General features: G+C 60.2%; 15 protein-coding genes. 5 read left to right on the top strand and 10 right to left on the bottom strand.

Going from position 1 to position 18199, the window contains the following annotated elements:
- Positions 1-76 precede the first annotated feature (76 nt).
- From foxA to SK53_RS15595, 3 genes are all read right to left on the bottom strand, one after another.
- Entirely contained in the window at positions 77-2185 is a 2109-nt protein-coding gene (gene foxA / locus SK53_RS15605; RefSeq protein WP_151403282.1) for a ferrioxamine B receptor FoxA, read from the bottom strand.
- 121 nt (positions 2186-2306) lie between these two features.
- Positions 2307-3263, bottom strand: coding sequence for a helix-turn-helix domain-containing protein (locus SK53_RS15600; RefSeq protein ID WP_048209767.1), 957 nt, complete (start codon positions 3261-3263; stop codon positions 2307-2309).
- A 134-nt stretch (positions 3264-3397) separates the two neighbouring features.
- Complete coding sequence (locus tag SK53_RS15595) at positions 3398-3631, bottom strand: DUF2171 domain-containing protein (protein ID WP_003863067.1); 234 nt, start codon at positions 3629-3631, stop codon at positions 3398-3400.
- A 219-nt stretch (positions 3632-3850) separates the two neighbouring features.
- Between SK53_RS15595 and SK53_RS15590 the strand changes: the two genes are divergently transcribed.
- On the top strand, positions 3851-4036 hold the full coding sequence (locus SK53_RS15590) for a hypothetical protein (protein ID WP_003863066.1): 186 nt from the start codon (positions 3851-3853) through the stop codon (positions 4034-4036).
- A 38-nt stretch (positions 4037-4074) separates the two neighbouring features.
- Here SK53_RS15590 and SK53_RS15585 read toward each other — a convergent pair whose 3' ends face one another.
- Both SK53_RS15585 and SK53_RS15580 read right to left on the bottom strand, forming a co-directional pair.
- Positions 4075-5196, bottom strand: coding sequence for a ribosomal protein uL16 3-hydroxylase (locus tag SK53_RS15585; protein WP_003863064.1), 1122 nt, complete (start codon positions 5194-5196; stop codon positions 4075-4077).
- Positions 5197-5330: 134 nt separating this feature from the next.
- Positions 5331-5936 (bottom strand): ATP-dependent Clp protease proteolytic subunit, encoded by a 606-nt coding sequence (locus SK53_RS15580; protein WP_003863062.1) that lies wholly within the window; start codon positions 5934-5936, stop codon positions 5331-5333.
- A 300-nt stretch (positions 5937-6236) separates the two neighbouring features.
- Here SK53_RS15580 and SK53_RS15575 point away from each other — a divergent pair, with 300 nt between their 5' ends.
- Complete coding sequence (locus SK53_RS15575; RefSeq protein WP_003863061.1) at positions 6237-6854, top strand: response regulator transcription factor; 618 nt, start codon at positions 6237-6239, stop codon at positions 6852-6854.
- A gap of 3 nt (positions 6855-6857) precedes the next feature.
- Here SK53_RS15575 and SK53_RS15570 read toward each other — a convergent pair whose 3' ends face one another.
- From SK53_RS15570 to SK53_RS15550, 5 genes are read right to left on the bottom strand one after another with little or no spacing between them, the layout of a single operon-like run.
- Entirely contained in the window at positions 6858-12443 is a 5586-nt protein-coding gene (locus tag SK53_RS15570; RefSeq protein ID WP_048209766.1) for a trifunctional serine/threonine-protein kinase/ATP-binding protein/sensor histidine kinase, read from the bottom strand.
- Positions 12444-12452: 9 nt separating this feature from the next.
- The gene (locus SK53_RS15565; protein ID WP_003863058.1) at positions 12453-12833 is read right to left on the bottom strand and encodes a response regulator transcription factor; all 381 of its coding nucleotides are present in this window, start codon (positions 12831-12833) and stop codon (positions 12453-12455) included.
- 23 nt (positions 12834-12856) lie between these two features.
- Positions 12857-13117: a XapX domain-containing protein gene (locus SK53_RS15560; RefSeq protein WP_023324098.1), complete on the bottom strand. Its 261-nt coding sequence runs from the start codon at positions 13115-13117 to the stop codon at positions 12857-12859.
- On the bottom strand, positions 13114-13335 hold the full coding sequence (locus SK53_RS15555; protein WP_003863054.1) for a DUF1427 family protein: 222 nt from the start codon (positions 13333-13335) through the stop codon (positions 13114-13116). Before SK53_RS15555 ends, SK53_RS15560 begins: the two co-directional genes overlap by 4 nt.
- Before the next feature lie 60 nt (positions 13336-13395).
- Entirely contained in the window at positions 13396-14082 is a 687-nt protein-coding gene (locus SK53_RS15550) for a hydrolase (protein ID WP_023315321.1), read from the bottom strand.
- Positions 14083-14302: 220 nt separating this feature from the next.
- Here SK53_RS15550 and SK53_RS15545 point away from each other — a divergent pair, with 220 nt between their 5' ends.
- The 3 genes from SK53_RS15545 to SK53_RS15535 are packed head-to-tail and all read left to right on the top strand — an operon-like array spanning position 14303 to position 18197.
- Positions 14303-16174, top strand: a complete 1872-nt coding sequence (locus SK53_RS15545; RefSeq protein ID WP_048209765.1) for an amidohydrolase — start codon at positions 14303-14305, stop codon at positions 16172-16174.
- Positions 16174-16581, top strand: coding sequence for a DoxX family protein (locus tag SK53_RS15540; RefSeq protein ID WP_048209764.1), 408 nt, complete (start codon positions 16174-16176; stop codon positions 16579-16581). The genes SK53_RS15545 and SK53_RS15540 overlap by 1 nt, the downstream gene beginning before the upstream one ends.
- Complete coding sequence (locus SK53_RS15535; protein ID WP_048209763.1) at positions 16578-18197, top strand: MFS transporter; 1620 nt, start codon at positions 16578-16580, stop codon at positions 18195-18197. Before SK53_RS15540 ends, SK53_RS15535 begins: the two co-directional genes overlap by 4 nt.
- Positions 18198-18199 lie beyond the last annotated feature (2 nt).

Genomic DNA, 18199 nt, shown 5'->3' with positions numbered 1-18199 from the left:
CATTTTGCCCTCACCCCGCCCCTCTCCCACAGGGAGAGGGAGAAAACCGCTCCCGCCACCCGGCAAGATCAACAACTCAGAACTTCCACGAAACGCTGCCCACAATGCTGCGTTCTGCACCGAAGTAGCAGTAAGAGAGAGAGTTACAGGCCGCGACGTAGCTTCTGTCCGTCAGGTTATTGACGTTCAACTGCGCGCTCACGCCCGTGAGCCCCACTTTTGACAGGTCATACCCCACGGTCATATCCACCAGCGTGTACGACGGAAGCGTATGGGTGTTCTGGCGATCGCTGGCGATCCCGTTGACATAGCGCACGCCGGAGCCGACGGTCAGGCCGTCCAGCAGGCCGGTTTTGACGTCGTAGCTCAGCCAGGCGCTGGCCATGTTACGCGGGGCATAAACGGCGCGCTTGCCCTCCTCTTCCGGGCTGCTCTTCTTGTAGCGAATATCCGTGTAGGTGTACGCCGCCTGCATACGCAGGCTGTCGGTCAGCTGACCAATCGCCTCCAGCTCAACGCCTTCGGATTCGATTTCACCAATGGAACGGTACGGATCGGTCGGCTCCTCTTTAGTGGCAATGTTCTTCTGGTTGATGCGGAACACCGAGGCGCTGAACTGGCTGTTCATCCCTTCTGGCTCATACTTCACGCCCGCTTCCCACTGCTTGCCCTTCATCGGATCCAGGATATTGCCCTGCTCGTCGGCAAAGCTGGTCGGCGTAAAGGCGGTGGAGTAGCTGACGTACGGCGCAACGCCGTTATCAAACAGATACAGCAGCGCCGCGCGGCTGCTGAAGTTGTTTTTATCCAGATCGCTGCGGGTGTGGTTAAAGTTGTCGACGTTCGACACGCTCACCTGGTCGTAACGCCCGCCGAGCGTCAGGCGCCAGCGGTCAACGGACATCTGATCCTGTAGGTAGTAGCCGGTCTGGCGAAGCTTATGCTTTTCCCGGCTGTACTGGGTGATGTAGTCCGGCTTCGCACCGTAAACCGGGTGGAAGGCGTCAATCGGCGGGAAGCCGCCATAGTAGCCGGTCACGTTGTTGGTGCGGTCCTGATAGTCCATGCCGATCAGCACGCGGTGGTTCACCGCCCCGGTGTCGAAGCTGCCGTCGACCTGGTTATCCAGGGTGATGGCGTTCATCTTCTCGTCAGAGCCGGAATAGCCGCGATTCAGCTCGGTGTCATTCAGCCAGCCTGCGGCATACACCTGGTTCAGCTCGACTTTGGTGTGCAGGTAGCGCAGCTTCTGGCGCACAGACCAGCCGCTGTCAAACAGGTGCTCGATGTTATAGCCGACCATTTTTTCCCGACGATCGTACTTGTCGTAATCGTCCTCGCCCTCGAAGAAGGTGTTGGAGATTTTCTTACCGCTGTGCGGTACAACGGTGCCCTCATATGGCAGGCCGGAGTGGCTGCCGCCTTCCGGATCGCGGTGCAGGTAGGCCATCAGATCCAGACGGGTGCTGTCGGTGATACGCCAGGTCAGGCTCGGCATCAGGGCGTAACGCTCTTCTTTGAGCGGATCGAACTGGGAATCAGCATAGCGGGTCATCCCGCTGAGGCGCACCGCCACGCGGTCGTTATCATCAACCGGGCCGGTCACGTCGAACATCGCCCCACGCTGGTTATTGTTACCGGCGAAGAGCTTAATCTCCCCGCCAGGATCGAACGATGGCTTACGGGAGGTGAGCGCCACAATCCCGCCCGGCGATGAGCGGCCATAGAGCACGGAGGCTGGACCGCGCACGACTTCGATACTGTCCAGGAACCACGGGTCAACCACCAGCGAGCTGTGGGAATTGGTGTCGCCCATCATCTTCAGGCCGTCGAGGTAGACGTTGTCCAGACTGCCGTCCGAGAAGCCGCGCAGCACCATGTAGTCAAAGCGGTTTGACGCCCCGATCTGGTTGCTGTAGACCCCCGGCGTGTAGCTCACGGCCTGACGCACGCTGGTTGCGCCCTGCTCTTCGAACTGCTCGCGCGTGACGATAGAGACCGACTGCGGGGTTTCAATATCCGGTGTTTCAAGCTTGGTGGCCGCAGACTGCATCTGCGAGGTCACCACCACGGTGTCAGTTTTTTGGGCATCCTGCGCCAGTAAAGGAAAAGCGACGCTACCGGTAACCCATCCCACCAGCAGTGCCAGACGCGATTTAGCAAACATAACCCTCTCCAGAGATATTTCTTATTGTTAATAAGAATTATTACCTTTTTGAGAGTGCAAACGGCTATGCGTACAGCCAGGTTACGTATGCGCGATGCTAAACCGCACGGGATGCATTCGCGCGACAGGAGAAATTACGTTAGCGGAGTTTGCGCACGTCACCCGGTGAAATCCCGTAATGACGACGAAACGCGGTGGCGAAGTTGGTGGCATGCTGATACCCGCACATCCACGCCGCCTGCTGCACGCTGTGGCCTTCCAGCAGATAGCGTCGCGCCAGCGCAAGGCGACAGTTGCGGAGATAGTCGAAGAGGGTGCAGCCATAGCGCTGACGGAACTTGCTACGCAGGCTGCTTGGGCTCATTGCAGCCAGGGCTGCCAGCTGCGCGAGAGTATGATCCCGTTCAGGAGACTGTTCCAGCAGGCTCCGCACGCGTTCAAGACGCGCATGTTCAGGGCGGCTTGGGCAAGGCTGCTGGCGCTGGTTGAGGCCATGGCCGAGCAGCTGATACATCAGCCCCTCAAGCAAAAGCTTGCGTGAAAGCACGCTTACCCCCTGCCGCTGCGCATGCAGAATACCTGACATCACAAACTCAGGAACCTGCCAGACAAACGCGGGTGCATTCAGGCTTTGCCATTCCAGAAGCAATGACTCAAGCAAGGCTTCACGTCCGGCATCGTGCGGGTACACGCCAAACGAGAGCGTTTTCAGCGTGCTATCGGCATCGTGACGCGCGCTCATTACCTGATCTTCACTCAGACGTGAGCTGAACGCCATGCCCGGGCGGACGGGATAATTGATATCATTGAGCGTGAGCGTCACGCACCCTTCCAGCACCACCAGCATATAGAGCGGGCTGCTGTGGCGAGAGGTGGTTTCATAGGGCTGTAATACACGTACGTCGGAATGGGTCAGCGAAATGCCGGACGAGAGCATCATCTCTTCAACATTCCCCTGCAACACGGGGCTACCGCTGACCTGCGCCTCTTTTAACTGGGGGAAACGGTAGTCGATGCCGTAGCGCTCGCCGAATACCTGAAAATCTTCAACAAAAAATATGCGTTTCGCTGATCTATTTTCACTCTGGAGCATCATTCGGGGCCTGCATCGGGAAAGGACAGGCAAAACAGTACCATCCATTTGCAACGGCAGCAATCACCGGGCGCAGACACTATTACGCTCCGGACGAAGCCGGAGCGAAGGCATATATTTCCTTGCGAGAGATATATTTATGCTTCCTGCCACTCAGCAAAAACCTCTTTATGGTTTTTGGTCAGGACAACTTTATTATCTTCGACTTTATCAACCCAGCCGAGAGGAATAAAATGGTGCTTGCCGCCCGATTCCGGATCGCTCTTCGCAAGCTTGATACGCTCACCATCAAGATGGTCCACAACCCCGACGTGCGTTCCGCAGCTGGCGACAACCTGAGTGTGATCCTTAATTGCGCTTTTATCTACCATAATTATTCTCCTGTTTCGGTTATTTGCCTGTTGCACGAAATTAACTGTAGCGCATAAATTAAGGCTTAAACGCCCTATTAGCATTTTGAAACATCATTGACAGAACCGAATATTCATTCTACTTAACGCCGAAATGAAAAAATAAGAATGAGATGAATTATTACCGACTGATTATTTCCCGTTCATAATTAACTTATCGCAACCAACGAGGAGGTATTTATGACGATTCGCAACAATCGGACAGAAATTTCGCTGGCTCTTGGTGAAGCGGTTTTAGACATCGTGCAAAAAGGCCATGAGTTATCGCGAGAGAATCTCGCCCAGGCGATGAAAATCAAAGCGGAGAAAGAGCGCGACGACGAGCGGCTTTTGAACTACTGGAAGGCGTGTAATATGCTGGTTTGAACGTAGCGGCGTTTAGGCTGACTAAACGCCGCCTGCTGTTACTCGTCGAAGTACCAGTACCCCTGGTTAATCAGCCCGGTGAGTTCGTCCACAAACGCCGGATTATTCAGCGCCTCGCCCAGCTCGGCCTGGCCGAGCTCGGTGTAGCGGCACAGCGCGTCTGCCCCGTTCACATCCGCCGTTTCCAGCTGTTCACTGTTGATAAAGAAGCTGCCGTTAACGTTCAGCACGCGCAGGCCGCTCAGGCGCGACAGCGTTTCGCCGCCCTGAAGCGCGTCCAGCACCTCTTCTGCGGAATACGGCGGCTCGGCGGCGGCAATATCCAGCTCGTGACGTGGCGTGGAGACGAAGCTGCCAAACCATTTCGTGAAATCATCCGGCTTGCTAATCATGTCGATCATCATCTCGCGAATGCGATCAAGCTCGTACTGCTCCACGCGGCCCGGGTGTTCGCGGCAGGTCAGATCCGGATCGCTGTAGTGTTCGCCGCCCAGATCGTTCTCCAGCGCATAGTCGGCAAAGCTGCTGATCAGATCGCGACCGTTCGGCCCGCGAAAACCGACAGAGTAGTTGAGCGCGGTTTCATGGGTGAAGCCGTCATGCGGGAATCCAGGCGGAATGTAGAGGATATCGCCCGGCGCCAGATCTTCGTCGATGATCGGCTCAAAAGGATCGACATGTAGCAGAGCCGGATGCGGGCAGAACTGACGCATCGGCAGCTTTTCACCCACGCGCCAGCGGCGGCTGCCCATCCCCTGGATGATAAACACATCGTACTGATCGATATGCGGCCCAACGCCGCCGCCCGGGACAGAAAAGGAGATCATCAGGTCATCGAGACGCCAGTCCGGCAGGACGCGGAACGGACGCACCAGCTCTGCGGCGGGCATATGCCAGTGGTTCACCGCCTGCGCCAGCAGGGACCAGCCGGTTTCACCGAGGTTATCGAAATGCTCAAACGGGCCATTGCTCGCCTGCCACTTGCCGTTAGCATGGCTTACCAGGCGGCTATCGACTTCCGGCTCCATCGCCAGACCCGCCAGTTCATCAGGGGTAATGGGGTCGACAAAATTCGGGAAGGCATTTTTCAGTACAACGGGTTGTTTTTGCCAGTATTTTTCAAGAAATTCCGGCCAGTTCAGGTTCAGTTGATACGCCATGGTTAGCACCAGTGAGAGGGTAAACAGGCGCGATTATAGGTAAGAAAGCAGAGGGGGAACTTGTCATGGGTCAATCGAGCGCGTGTAGGTCGGGTAAGGCGAAGCCGTCACCCGACGCACACGCGGGCTAAAACTTAATCCAGGTTCAGCTCGTCATAATGGGTGATCAGTTTGCCCACGATGCCGTAGTCCAGCGCTTCCGCCGGTGACATCCAGAAGTTACGGTCGGTGTCTTTCTTCACTTTCTCCAGCGGCTGGCCGGTGGCGTCGGCAATCAGCTTGTTCACGCGTTCCAGCATGCGGATGATCTCCCGCGCTTCGATCTCAATATCCGTTGCCTGACCGCGCACGCCGCCCAGCGGCTGGTGGATCATAAAGCGGGTATTTGGCAGCGAGTAGCGGTGCTCTTTTTTCGCCGCCAGGAAGATGGTGATCCCGGCGCTTGCCACCCAGCCGGTGCCAATAACGTGTACTTCCGGACGGATAAACTTAATGAAGTCGTGGATGGTATCGCCCGCTTCTACATGGCCGCCCTGGCTGTTGATGTACAGCTTGATCGGATCGTTACTGACGCTTTGCAGCAGGATCATCTGAGTGATGACTTTCTGGGCCAGCTCCTGGTTGATTTCACCGGAGATGACAATCGAACGGGATTCCAGCAGTTTTTGCTGTAGAGCGCCCGCGCCGTTTGTTCCTTCCGCTTTTTCTTTATCGTCACTGCTTTTCAGTGTGTAGTGCATCGTTATGTCCTCAGCTTGTCGCGCTCAAAATCAGAGTGTAGCCTGTTTTACCCGTCGGCGTCCTCACACAAAACATCGCGTGTCGTGCGCTGGCTCCGCCCCCGGAAAGGTCACTAAAAACAGCGCTCCACTCCTAACTAATTCGCCACATTTTTATTACACTTTCATATCATCTTCATATTGGTAAATGATAATAATAATTAATGTGTTAGTATGAATGAGGATAGCAAACAGTCGCTTACGTTCAAAAAGGCGCTATTTTATTGTCGATGATTTACTGATCACACACCGGGGCGGTGAATGGAACACATTGTTTATGTGGTTGATGACGATGACACAGTCAGACAGTCCGTTGTCAGGCTGCTGGAATCCGCGGATATGCACGCCCTTGGCTTTTCCTCAGCAGAAGCCTTTCTCAGCCATCCCTTTGAGGATCTGCCCTCCTGCGTGATCCTCGATATGCAGATGCCCACGATAACCGGATTTGATGTCGCAGATGCGCTGAAAGCCAGCGGGCGGGAAATACCGATCATCTTTCTCACCGGTCACGGCACCATCCCTATGTCCGTCCGGGCGATCAAAGGCGGAGCCTACGAATTTCTCACTAAGCCCGTTGAATCCAGCGCGCTCATCGGCTCCATCGAATCCGCGCTCAGACTGGCACAGCACAACGCCGCCCGCGTCAAAGAGCACTACGCCCTGAAGCAGCGCCACATGTCCCTCACGCCGCGCGAGCATGAGGTGCTTGAGCTGGCCATCAGCGGCAAGCTCAACAAGCAGATCGCCGCCGAGCTGGGCGTCAGTGAGATCACGGTGAAAGTGCACCGCCGCCGGGTAATGGAGAAAATGCAGGTCCGCTCCGTGGCCGAACTGGTCAGGGCCGTCGAGCGCCTGACCAAACATCAACCAGTGGAATAACCGTTACTCCTCCTGTCCGGCAAGCGGCAACGCGAAGGTAAATACCGTGCCGTACGGCTCTCTGCGGCGCGCGCTCAGTTTCCCCCGGTGCCGTTCAATGATGCTGGCGCTGATGGTCAGCCCCATCCCCATTCCCTGCGCTTTGGTCGAATAGAACGAGTCAAAGATCCGCTCGGTGAGCTCCGGCTCAATGCCGCTGCCGGTATCGGCGATCTCAAAGATCACCTTCCCCTCGCCGCAGTTCGCGGTGGAGATCGTGATGCTGCACGGGCGATCCGTCACTTCCGCCATCGCTTCCATCGCATTCATCACCAGGTTAAGCAGCACCTGCTGGATCTGCACGCTGTCGCCGATGATAAAGCTGTCGTCAGCGTTCAGAAGATAATCAACGCTTATGTGTCGCAGCTCAAGTTCGCTGCGTGAAAGCATAATGATGTGGTGGATCAGGAAGTGCAGATCAATACGCGTAAACGTGGGGTCCTGTTTGCGCGTCAGAGACTGAATGCTGCGAATGATCTCCCCTGCCCGCTCGCCTTCGGCGGCGATCTCCTCCAGCCCCTCGCGCACTTTGTCCAGCCGCGCCGGATCGCGGTTGAGCCAGCGCAGGCTCGCGCCGGCGTTCGAGACAATCGACATCAGCGGCTGGTTGATCTCGTGCGCGATCGAGGAGGTCAGTTGCCCGACGGTGGTGGCCCGTGAGACTCGCGCCAGATCCGCCTGCGCCACCCGCATCGCATCTTCCGCCGCCCGCTGGCTGGTGATGTCGGTAATGATGCCGTAATACTCATTCACTTCGCTGCCGACGCCGACCGGATCGCCAATCCCGAGGATGTAGCGAACGGAGCCGTCGGTGCGGATAATGCGAAACTCCGCGCGCATCGACAGCCCGTCGCGCACGCTCTGGTTAACGAGGGTGCTGATCCGGCCATAATCGTCCTCATGCACGAAGGTTAAAAACTCCGCCATTGAGATCATCTTTTGCTGCTCCGGCAGGCCAAGGATACGGGCGTACTCTTCAGACATAAACATCAGATCCTGCACCAGCTCCCAGCGCCAGCTGCCGGTATGGCTGATCTGCTCGCCCAGCATCAGTGAGGTCTGGCTGGCGCGCAGCTCTTTCTCCACCCGTCGGCGCTGGATGTTTTCCGCCAGCAGCTCGGCGTAAAGCCGCGCCGTCTCCAGCGAAACCGCCGCCTGCGCGCCCAGCAGGCTGACCACGCGCGAATGTTCGGCGGTAAACACTTCCGGCATCAGGCGGTTTTCCAGATACAGCACCCCCACCAGCCGCGCCTGTTTGAACATCGGGACACACATCACGGCGGCGCCGGACGTCACCAGATACGGATCCTGGCTGAACGGGTGGAACTCCTCCGGTTTGCCGGTGCGGATCTCCTGCCCGGTGCGGATCACTGCGGCCAGCACCGACAGCGGCATGTCCGTCGCCATCGGTGACGCCTTCAGGATGCGCACCCGCACCCCGTCGGTACTGGTCCAGGCACTGGCCTCGATCTCCGGGATGTGATTATCGCTAACGCGCAGCAGCAGGCCACGCTGCGCCCCGGCCCGTTCAAGCAGCAGCGTCATCAGGTTTTCAATTAAACGCTCGAGGTTAATTTCTTCGGACAAGGCGCGTGAGGCTTTGATGACGCTCTGTAAATCGCGGATCACCTCGTTCTGGGCGAAGGCCGCCGTGTCATACGCGCGGCTCTGCCCGGAGGCCAGCAGATGCGGGAAATCCTGCTCCAGCTGGCGCACCTTGGCCTGCGCCCCGGCGCGCCCCCAGGCGGCAATCGCGCCGCGGAAATGGGCGTCGGAGGCGGTCGGGTAGCCGCAGGCCAGCGAGAAACGCCCTGCCAGCTCGTGCGCCAGGGCATTGATCGGGTTAAAGCCGCCCTCCCGCGAGAGCCGCACCGCTTTTTCATACTGCTCCAGCGCGATGCTGTTCATGCCGTCCAGACGGACGATTTCGGCGTAAATCAGCGCTTCTTTATCGGCAAACGTGCCCGAATTGATCCGCGCCCAGAGGGCAATTTTGTCGTAATGGTGATGAATACTGCGGCGATAATCCGCCGAGAAGGTCTCCGGCGTGAGCTGACGGGAGAGCGCCAGCGCGCTGTAAAAATGGTAATCCAGCAGATGAATATGACCCGGCGCGGACCACGCATACCAGCCCGCCCTCTCTAAATCCGCCTGCGCGTCGGCGTATTCGCCGCAGGAAAAGTGCGCCATCCCGCGATAGAGCCAGTACCAGAACAGCATGGTCGAGGTCTGCTCGGGCGCCTGCTCCGGCGGCGCGGGCAGCAGATCGTCAGGCAGCGCCTGGGCGGCGCTCCATGGGCCCGTCACCGGCGTGCGTAAAAACTCCACGTAGCGGCGCTGAATGTGCAGAACGGTTTCAATGTCCTGGTAATCCGTTTTGCGCACAAAGGCCAGACCGCGATCGATGCTGGTCAGCACGCCATCCAGATGATCGCCCCGGGAGAGGAAGTTAATGATCTGATGACAGGCCGCGAAACAGGCCATCGTCATGTCGCCGTGGGTCACCGCCGAGGTAAAGCAGGCCTTTGCGCACTCGATAGTGTACGACAGCGGCTGGGTCCAGACGCTGAGCTGGTCGAGCGGCAGCAGAGTTTTGGCTTCATAGGCATCATAGCCGTGGCGGTTCACCAGCTCACGAGCCAGCGTGCCGTACTCAAATCCGAGACGGTATTCGGCGTAGCGGTGACCAATCAGCACGCCAAACCAGGCCATCGCCGTGGTGGAGGCGCCGGTGATGCCGTGATCGAGCGTGAGGTGCATCATCCGGCACAGGAGTAAAAAGTGCAGGCGCGGGCAGGTAAAGCTGGCGAAAATACTGGCGCTGTAAAGCAGGTTCATCACCGCTTCGGTCTCTGCGTTCTCCATCAGCTTAAGCTGAGAAAACGGGTTCAGCGGCGCGTCGGCGGTGCGTTGACAGAACTGCTGCCAGGCCTCGTCACATTCGGCATTTTCCGGGTAGCGGCTGATCTGGATCCCGAACACGCCCAGCCAACATAACGACGCCTCCAGCGCCAGGCGGATCTCCGACTGGCGCATATACACTTCCGCCAGCAGGTTGGCGGCCAGCGCTTTCTCCGTCAGCCCGCCCGGTGAACCGAGGATCGCATCGCACAGCGCACGCGTACGCTCCAGGTGCCCGAGCGCAAACTCACAGCCCGCCTCTTCGATATCCAGCATAAAGTCCGAGACCGGGCCCACATTCCCCAGCGCTCTGGCGGTCTGGATATAGCTTAAGGCGGAAAGGTAATCGCCGGTACGCTTCGCACGCCGCGCGGCCTGAAGGCTCAGCTCCCGGAATCGCTGCCGCTGGGGTGCAGGCTGGATGCAGTCCAGCGCGGCGCTGACGTGGTGAACCGCGCGGAACAGCAGTTCGTTGCCCGCCGTCTGCCGTGCGGCATCCGCCAGCAGGCTGGCGGTGGTCAGGTGCAGATGGCTTTTCTCGCCCTCATCCAGCAGGGCAAAGGCGGCTTCCTGCACCCGATCGTGAGTAAAAGTGTACTCTTTCTCCGTCAGCACAATCAGCTGAGCAGTAACCGCCGGGTGAAGCGCGTAGCGGATTTCCGCCGCCGACCGCCCCACCACGTGGCACAGCATCTCCAGCTCGCCCGTGCAGCCGAGGCAGGCGATGCTGCCCAGCAGGCGGCGCGTCTCGTCGGGCATCTCCTTGAGCTGTTCAAGTACCAGCGTCACCACGTTTTCGGTGTAGTGCCGGGCGCGGATGGCCTGGAGATCGTAATGCCATTTCCCCTGATATTTGTTGTGCACCACCAGTCCGTCATCGACGATGCGGCGGAAAAATTCCTGCACAAACAGCGGGTTGCCACCGGTTTTTTCATGGATCAGCGTGGCAAGATCGGCGGTGCCGCTACTGCGGGCATGAAAAATTCCCCCGAGCCAGCGCGCCACGGCCTTCACCGACAGCGGCTGCGGCACAATCGTCGTGGCGTATTGCGCCGCCTCCGGCAGGCTCGCCAGCGCGGTCTGCAAGGTGGGATCAGAAAGCGAACTGAGATCGCGGTGCGCCACCACCACCAGCAGCGGGATGGCGCCGCAGGCGCGCAGCAGGTGATCGAGCGTTTGCAGGCTGGCGGCGTCGATCCACTGTACATCATCCAGCAGCAGCACCAGCGGCGCGCCCTGGGTGGCGAAGGTTTTCACCAGCGCCAGCACCATATGGCTGAAGCGCGCCCGCGCGTCGATGGAAAAGGTATCCGCGGAGAAACGCGGTTTGTTCTCAAGGAGTAAATTCAGCTCCGGCACCAGGCTGACGGCCAACTCCTCGAAGCCTTCCAGCGCGCGCGACAGACGGATTTTCCACGTCGCCACCTCCCCGGCTGGCAGCCCGAGCAGGTGCAGCGTGAGCGTCCGAAACGCCGAACTCAGCACGCCGTAGGGCAGCGTGGGAGAATATTGATCGACCTTGCCCACCGCCAGCAGCACCTTGCGCTGTTGCAGCGATTTCAGCGTGGTGGCGATCACGGAAGATTTGCCGATCCCCGAAGGCCCCCCAATCGTCACCAGTTCCGGCGCACCGCTCTGGCTGACCCGCTCAAACGCGGCGATGACGTCGCTGGCCTGCGGATGCGCAGAGAAAAGCGAATCGGCCAGATGGATCGCCGGAGAGCGATCCTGCTGGCCGGGAATAAAGTCGACAATTTCGCCTTCAACGGTCAGCGTCGCCTGGCAGCGCCTGAGGTCGGCAATCAGCCCGTCGACGGTCTGATAGCGATTCTCCGGATTCTTCTCCAGCAGCTTAAGGATAATGGTCGACAACATGCCGGGTACGTCCGGGCGCACCCGACCCGGCGCAAGCGGTTCAGAGGCAATGTGATAATGCGCCCAGTTGGTCTGGTCATCAGCGCTCAGTTCAAACGGCAATCGCCCGGTCAGAAGTTCATAAAGCACGATCCCCAGACTGTAGAGATCGCTCCGGCTGTCAACGGCGCGCCGGGTACGCGTGGTGTGTTCCGGTGACATGTAGGCGGGCGTGCCGCCAGACGCGGCAAGCCGGGACTGGGAGAAGGCGTCGGAGGTGCCGCAGGAAAGACCGAAGCTGCACAGACGGCAGGTGGCATCGTGATGAACGAAGATCGACCCGGGTTTGATATCGCCGTGGATCAGGTTGTGCTGATGCATCTGGCGCAGGGGACCGCAGATGCGGATCGCCATCTCGATAAAGCGGGCGATCCCGGAAATCGCCTTACCTGCCCGGCACGCCAGCAGTTCAAAGCAGAACGGCGCGTAGACCAGCGCAAAACGTCCGCGGTACTGGGTTGAAGCGACGGGCCGGATAGCCCAGCCGTCATGAAGGCGATCGCGCAGGGCAAACTCGTTTTTCAGCAGCCGCGTTGCCCGCTCCTCTTCTTCATCGCTGACCGCGGTGGCAATAATAAACGAACCGCCGGACTGGGGATGCCGCCCGTTCATCCAGGAGATGCCGCCCTCCTGCGCCAGCACGGTAAAAATGACATCCTCTTTCAGAACAAAAGCCCGCCCTTCATGGAGACTTCCCCGGGCGGGCCAAAATGCAGGCGACGTATGTTCGTTCATCCGCGATCCTTATTGTCGGCGGGTCAGCTCCCGCTGAATATGATCCAGCAGAATATCGATGTTAATCGGCTTACGCAAAAATGCAGCGGCGCCCAGACTGAGTGCATACCGCTGCATATTTTCATCAGCATGGCCGGAGATAAAGAGTATTGGCGGTGGCGGCATGGCCAGCAACCGCAGCTTCTCAAACAGCTCGATGCCGTTCATGCCGCGCAGCTTGATGTCGGCGATCACCAGCGACGCGCCGGACAGGGCGAGAGGGTGGCTCAAGAACACCTCTGCCGAATCGAAGGTATCGGTAGCATACCCTTCCGATTGCAGCAGGTTACTGAGCCCGCTGCGAACAGAGCGTTCGTCATCAATGATGGCAATGCGCCACGGCAGCGTCATGCTGTCTTTCCTCAAACAAATCGTTACGCGTCGCGGCTTTCCTTCGCGGGCGCGGGGGGCGCAGTACCGCTGATTTTCGGTACGCATTCATGACGAAACCAGGCCAGGGTCAGCGGTTCGCGGCTCACCAGACGCCGTCCGATGGGGATCAGCTGTTCACCCACCAGCATGCCGAACAGGCCTAGCAGCGCGACGACCGGCGGCGCCGGGGAATGTACGTCGAGCAGGGCGTAAAGTACCCCAGCCGCGGCCCCGCACACCAGCGAAATAATCCAGGCCTTCATGATGACGCTCCGGTCGGGTGCTGAACGTGGGGAACCGTCACCTGCACGGCAGCCGGATTATCGCGGGATAAAAGATGACGCATCGCCTGTTCACCTGCCAGCATCCCCAGCAGGCCAATCAGCGCCAGCGCGGGCGGCGCGGGGGAGCGCACCTTCAGCACGGCATACATCAGGCCAATCAACACGCCTGCCGCAAGGGATATCAACCCTGTACTCATTGAGAACTCCAGAGAAAAAGGCGCGGCGAGCCGGATGAGGGACCAGCCCGCCGACGGGACTTAGCGAGCCGGGACCGGCGCTAAGGTGCGGTGCTCGCTCTTCTGGCGAGACGGCGCTTTGTGCACCATGGTGTAGGCGTAATCCACGCCCATGCCGTACGCGCCGGAGTGCTCGCGCACGATATCCATCACCGCGGTGTAGGTCTCTTTGTGCGCCCAGTCACGCTGCCACTCCAGCATCACCTGCTGCCAGGTCACCGGGATCACGCCCGCCTGGATCATGCGCTGCATCGCGAAGTCGTGGGCCTCTTTGGAGGTGCCGCCGGACGCGTCCGCCACCATATAAATTTCGTAGTCGCCTTCCAGCATCGCGCACAGGGCAAAGCTGTTGTTGCACACTTCGGTCCACAGACCGGCGACAACCACTTTCTTCTTGCCGTTGGCCTTCAGCGCGTCACGCACTTTCTGGTCGTCCCAGGAGTTCATGGAGGTACGCTCCAGAATGTCCTGGCCCGGGAACACGTCCAGCAGCTCCGGATAGGTGTTGCCGGAGAAGCTTTCGGTCTCAACGGTGGTGATGATGGTTGGGATGTTGAACACCTTAGCCGCTTTCGCCAGCGCCACGGTGTTGTTTTTCAGCACCTGGCGGTCAATAGACTGCACGCCGAACGCCATCTGCGGCTGGTGGTCGATGAAAATGATCTGACAGTTGGCAGGGGTTAAGACTTCGAGCTTAGAAGTGGTCATAAGATTATCCAGTGAGGTTAAAGGTTAAAATCGCCGCGAACAGCACGCCGATAAAATCGCGTTCATCCTATGACCCACAGCGCTGTGGTGTAATTATCTCTTCGTATAGTTAACCTTAGGTATAGTTATACTTTGGTATACCTATCCTATTGTATAACTGGATCTTTGCCGAAACCGGTTCCCATAATCCTGACCATTCCCCTCTTAGTCTGGAGCTCTTATGGTTACCCTCGGTAAAGCCGATCTCATTCTGGTTAACGGCCAGTTTCACACCGTCGATCGCGAGAATCCTCTCGCAGAAGCCGTTGCCGTGCGCGACGGAAAATTTCTGGAAGTGGGTACCGTCGCCGAGGTGATGCAGCACCACGGCGACGGCACTAAGGTGGTCGACTTAAAAGGCCACACCGCCATCCCCGGCCTGAACGACTCGCACCTGCACCTGATCCGCGGCGGGCTGAACTACAACCTCGAGCTGCGCTGGGAAGGCGTGCCGTCGCTCGCCGACGCCCTGCGGATGCTGAAAGAGCAGGCCCTGCGCACGCCGTCGCCCCAGTGGGTGCGCGTGGTGGGCGGCTGGAGCGAGTTCCAGTTTGCCGAGCGCCGCATGCCGACGCTGGATGAGATTAACGACGCCGCGCCGGACACCCCGGTCTTCATTCTGCACCTGTACGACCGCGCTCTGCTCAACCGCGCCGCGCTGAAGGTGGTCGGCTACACCAAAGAGACGCCAAACCCGCCGGGCGGCGAGATCCAGCGCGACGCCAACGGCAACCCGACCGGGATGCTGATTGCCCGTCCGAACGCCATGATCCTCTACGCCACGCTGGCGAAAGGGCCGAAGCTGCCGCTGGAGCAGCAGGTTAACTCCACCCGCCAGTTCATGCGCGAGCTGAACCGTATGGGGCTGACCAGCGCCATCGACGCGGGCGGCGGCTTCCAGAACTACCCGGAAGATTACGAGGTGATCGCCGAGCTGCACGAGAAAAAGCAGATGACCATCCGCATCGCCTACAACCTGTTTACCCAGCGTCCGGGCCACGAGCTGGAAGACTTTGAAAAATGGACCGACATGCTCACGCCGGGCCAGGGCAGCGACTTCTTCCGCCACAACGGCGCGGGCGAGATGCTGGTCTTCTCCGCCGCCGATTTTGAAGACTTCCTCGAGCCGCGCCCGGACCTCGCGCCGGGCATGGAGGACGAGCTGGAGCGCGTGGTGCGCCATCTGGTGGAGCACCGCTGGCCGTTCCGCCTGCACGCCACCTATAACGAATCCATCAGCCGCATGCTGGACGTCTTCGAGAAGGTGAACCGCGACATTCCGTTCAACGGCCTGCACTGGTTCTTCGACCACGCGGAAACCGTCACCCAGGCCAACATCGACCGCATCAAAGCGCTCGGCGGCGGCATTGCCGTCCAGCACCGCATGGCCTTCCAGGGCGAGTATTTTGCCGAGCGTTACGGCATCGAAGCCACCCGCCACACGCCGCCGGTGGCAAAAATGCTCGAGACCGGCGTGCCGGTGGGATTAGGCACCGATGCCACCCGCGTGGCGAGTTACAATCCGTGGATCGCGCTCTACTGGCTGGTCTCCGGCCGCACCGTCGGCGGGATGCAGATGTACGACCACAGCGCCCGCCTGGATCGCGATACCGCCCTGATGCTCTGGACCCAGGGCAGCGCGTGGTTCTCCAGCGAGCAGAATCAGAAGGGGCAGATCAAGGTCGGCCAGCTCGCGGATCTGGCGGTGCTCAGCAAAGATTACTTCCGCGTGCCGGAGGAGGAGATCAAGGGCATCGAGTCCGTCCTCACCGTGGTGAACGGCGATATCGTCTACGCCGCTGGCAGCTTTGGCCCGCTCGCCCCGCCGGCCATCCCGGTCCTGCCCGAGTGGTCCCCGGTGGTCAAGGTGCCTGGCCACTACCGCAGCGCGCCGCCGCAGGCCGCACGCGTCGGCATGAGCGCCGTCCACCACTGCAGCGGCCCGTGCGGGGTGCACAGCCACCAGCATGATTTCGCCCGCACGTCAGCGATGCCGGTGTCCGACGATAACGCTTTCTGGGGGGCGCTGGGCTGCAGCTGCTTTGCATTCTGATGAAAAACACCACTGTGCCGCCCCGGGTCGACCTGGGGCTGTTCTTCCTGCGCCTGACCGGCAGCCTGCTGCTGCTGTACGTGCACGGCCTGCCGAAGGTGCTGCACTTCAGCGAAGAGCTGACGCGCATTGAAGATCCGTTCGGCTTCGGGCCTTACGCGAGCCTGATCCCAGCGATTGCCGCCGAGGTGATCTGCCCGCTGTTGATCATTGCGGGCGTCTACACCCGCCTGGCGTGCCTGCCGATTATCGCCGTGCTGCTGGTGGCGATGCTGGCGGTCCACCCGAACTGGTCGATTGCCGAAGGGCAGTTTGGCTGGCTGCTGCTGATTATCTTCACCACTCTCGCCCTCACCGGGCCGGGCCAGTGGCGGCTGCAGCGTAAGGCAACGGAGAGGTTCGCATGACCCAGGTTAACGACGTTCGCGACGCACACGTCGAGACGACGCCCGCCCCGGCGGTTTCACCCTGGCAGCCGCTGAGCCAGCCGGTGTTCCGCATGCTGTGGATCGCCACGGTGGTCTCTAACGTCGGCTCATGGATGAGCGACGTCGGCATCAACTGGAGCATGCTGACGCTCAGCGCCGATCCGCTGGATATCGCGCTGGTGCAGGCGGCGAGCAGCCTGCCGATGTTCCTCTTCGCCCTGCCGTCCGGGGTGATGGCGGACATCGTTGACCGACGTAAATACCTGCTCTTCTCCCAGCTGTGGGTGTTCATCGCCGCCGCCGGGCTGACGCTGCTCTCCTTCACCGGACACGTCACCCCTACCGTTCTGCTGGTGGCGACGTTCCTGCTGAGCGTGGGCGCGGCGATGAGCTCGCCGCCGTTCCAGGCGATTGTGCCCGATCTGGTGAGCAAGCCGGAGCTGGGTTCCGCCGTGGCGCTTAACTCGCTCGGGGTCAATATCAGCCGGGCGATTGGCCCCGCGCTGGGCGGTTTTCTGCTGTCGCTTGCCGGACCGTGGATGGTGTTTGCCCTGAACGCGCTCTCCGTGGTCGGCGTGGCGTGGGTTCTGTGGCGCTGGCGTCCGGCGCCGTCCGTTCAGCGTCTGCCGCCGGAGCACTTCTTCTCTGCGGTGCGCACAGGCATCCGCTACGTGCACGCCGCGCCGGTGCTGCGCAACGTGCTGGTGCGCACCGTGGCGTTCTTCGTTTTCGGCAGCGCGGGCTGGGCACTGCTGCCGCTGGTGGCGCGCCGCGAGCTGGGCCTGGGCCCGGCGGGCTACGGCGTGATGCTGGCGTGTATCGGCCTTGGCGCCATTGCCGGGGCCATCCTGCTGCCGCGCCTGCGCCAGCGGCTGAACGCCGACCGCCTGATGGTGGCCGCGAGCCTGACCTTTGCCCTCACCATGCTGGCGCTGGCGTTCGTGCGCCACGTCTGGCTGCTCAACCTGTTTGAGTTCTTCACCGGCTTCGCGTGGATTGCGGTGCTCTCGACGCTGAACCTCGGCGCGCAGCGCAGCGCCGCCCGCTGGGTTAAGGCCCGCGCACTGGCGGTGTACCTGACGGTGTTCTTCGGCTCGATGACCGCAGGCAGCGCCATCTGGGGGCAGATTGCCTCTCAGTTCGGCACCCCGACCTCGCTGGTGGTCGCCACGCTGGGGATGGTGCTGGCAAGCGCCACCGTGTTCCGCTGGAAGCTGGAGAAAGATCCTGATTTAAACCTCGACCTGAGCGGCCAGCCGCTGGACGGCGAGGAGATCGACCTGCCGAACGAGCGCGGCCCGGTGCTGGTCTCGCATGAGTACATCATCGACCCGCACAACGCGAAAGCGTTTTTGCAGGCCGTGCACGAACTACGCCGGGTGCGACGCCGCGCCGGGGCGATGAGCTGGGCGGTATACGAAGATATTGAGCGCCCCGGCCTGTTTATCGAGACCTTCCTGATGGGCTCCTGGATTGAGCATCTGCGCCAGCAGGAGCGCCACACCATGAATGACCTCCTGCTGCAGAGTCGCGTTCTGGCTTTTCATCAGGGCACAACATCACCGGCTATTCGCTACCTGGTCGCGCCGGTATAACC

This window comes from Enterobacter sp. MGH119 (genome assembly GCF_001037675.1).
In the GTDB taxonomy this organism is placed as follows: domain Bacteria; phylum Pseudomonadota; class Gammaproteobacteria; order Enterobacterales; family Enterobacteriaceae; genus Enterobacter; species Enterobacter hormaechei_C.
This window is presented reverse-complemented; position numbering and strand designations above follow the sequence as displayed.

Excerpts from the sequence above, each read along its gene's own strand:
- SK53_RS15580 (WP_003863062.1), bottom strand. The coding sequence starts at position 5,936 with ATGCACTACACACTGAAAAGCAGTGACGATAAAGAAAAAGCGGAAGGA.
- SK53_RS15535 (WP_048209763.1), top strand. The coding sequence starts at position 16,578 with ATGACCCAGGTTAACGACGTTCGCGACGCACACGTCGAGACGACGCCC.
- SK53_RS15560 (WP_023324098.1), bottom strand. The coding sequence starts at position 13,117 with ATGAAGGCCTGGATTATTTCGCTGGTGTGCGGGGCCGCGGCTGGGGTA.
- SK53_RS15570 (WP_048209766.1), bottom strand. The coding sequence starts at position 12,443 with ATGAACGAACATACGTCGCCTGCATTTTGGCCCGCCCGGGGAAGTCTC.
- SK53_RS15555 (WP_003863054.1), bottom strand. The coding sequence starts at position 13,335 with ATGAGTACAGGGTTGATATCCCTTGCGGCAGGCGTGTTGATTGGCCTG.
- SK53_RS15550 (WP_023315321.1), bottom strand. The coding sequence starts at position 14,082 with ATGACCACTTCTAAGCTCGAAGTCTTAACCCCTGCCAACTGTCAGATC.
- SK53_RS15575 (WP_003863061.1), top strand. The coding sequence starts at position 6,237 with ATGGAACACATTGTTTATGTGGTTGATGACGATGACACAGTCAGACAG.
- SK53_RS15545 (WP_048209765.1), top strand. The coding sequence starts at position 14,303 with ATGGTTACCCTCGGTAAAGCCGATCTCATTCTGGTTAACGGCCAGTTT.
- SK53_RS15600 (WP_048209767.1), bottom strand. The coding sequence starts at position 3,263 with ATGATGCTCCAGAGTGAAAATAGATCAGCGAAACGCATATTTTTTGTT.
- SK53_RS15540 (WP_048209764.1), top strand. The coding sequence starts at position 16,174 with ATGAAAAACACCACTGTGCCGCCCCGGGTCGACCTGGGGCTGTTCTTC.
- SK53_RS15565 (WP_003863058.1), bottom strand. The coding sequence starts at position 12,833 with ATGACGCTGCCGTGGCGCATTGCCATCATTGATGACGAACGCTCTGTT.
- SK53_RS15585 (WP_003863064.1), bottom strand. The coding sequence starts at position 5,196 with ATGGCGTATCAACTGAACCTGAACTGGCCGGAATTTCTTGAAAAATAC.
- SK53_RS15595 (WP_003863067.1), bottom strand. The coding sequence starts at position 3,631 with ATGGTAGATAAAAGCGCAATTAAGGATCACACTCAGGTTGTCGCCAGC.
- SK53_RS15590 (WP_003863066.1), top strand. The coding sequence starts at position 3,851 with ATGACGATTCGCAACAATCGGACAGAAATTTCGCTGGCTCTTGGTGAA.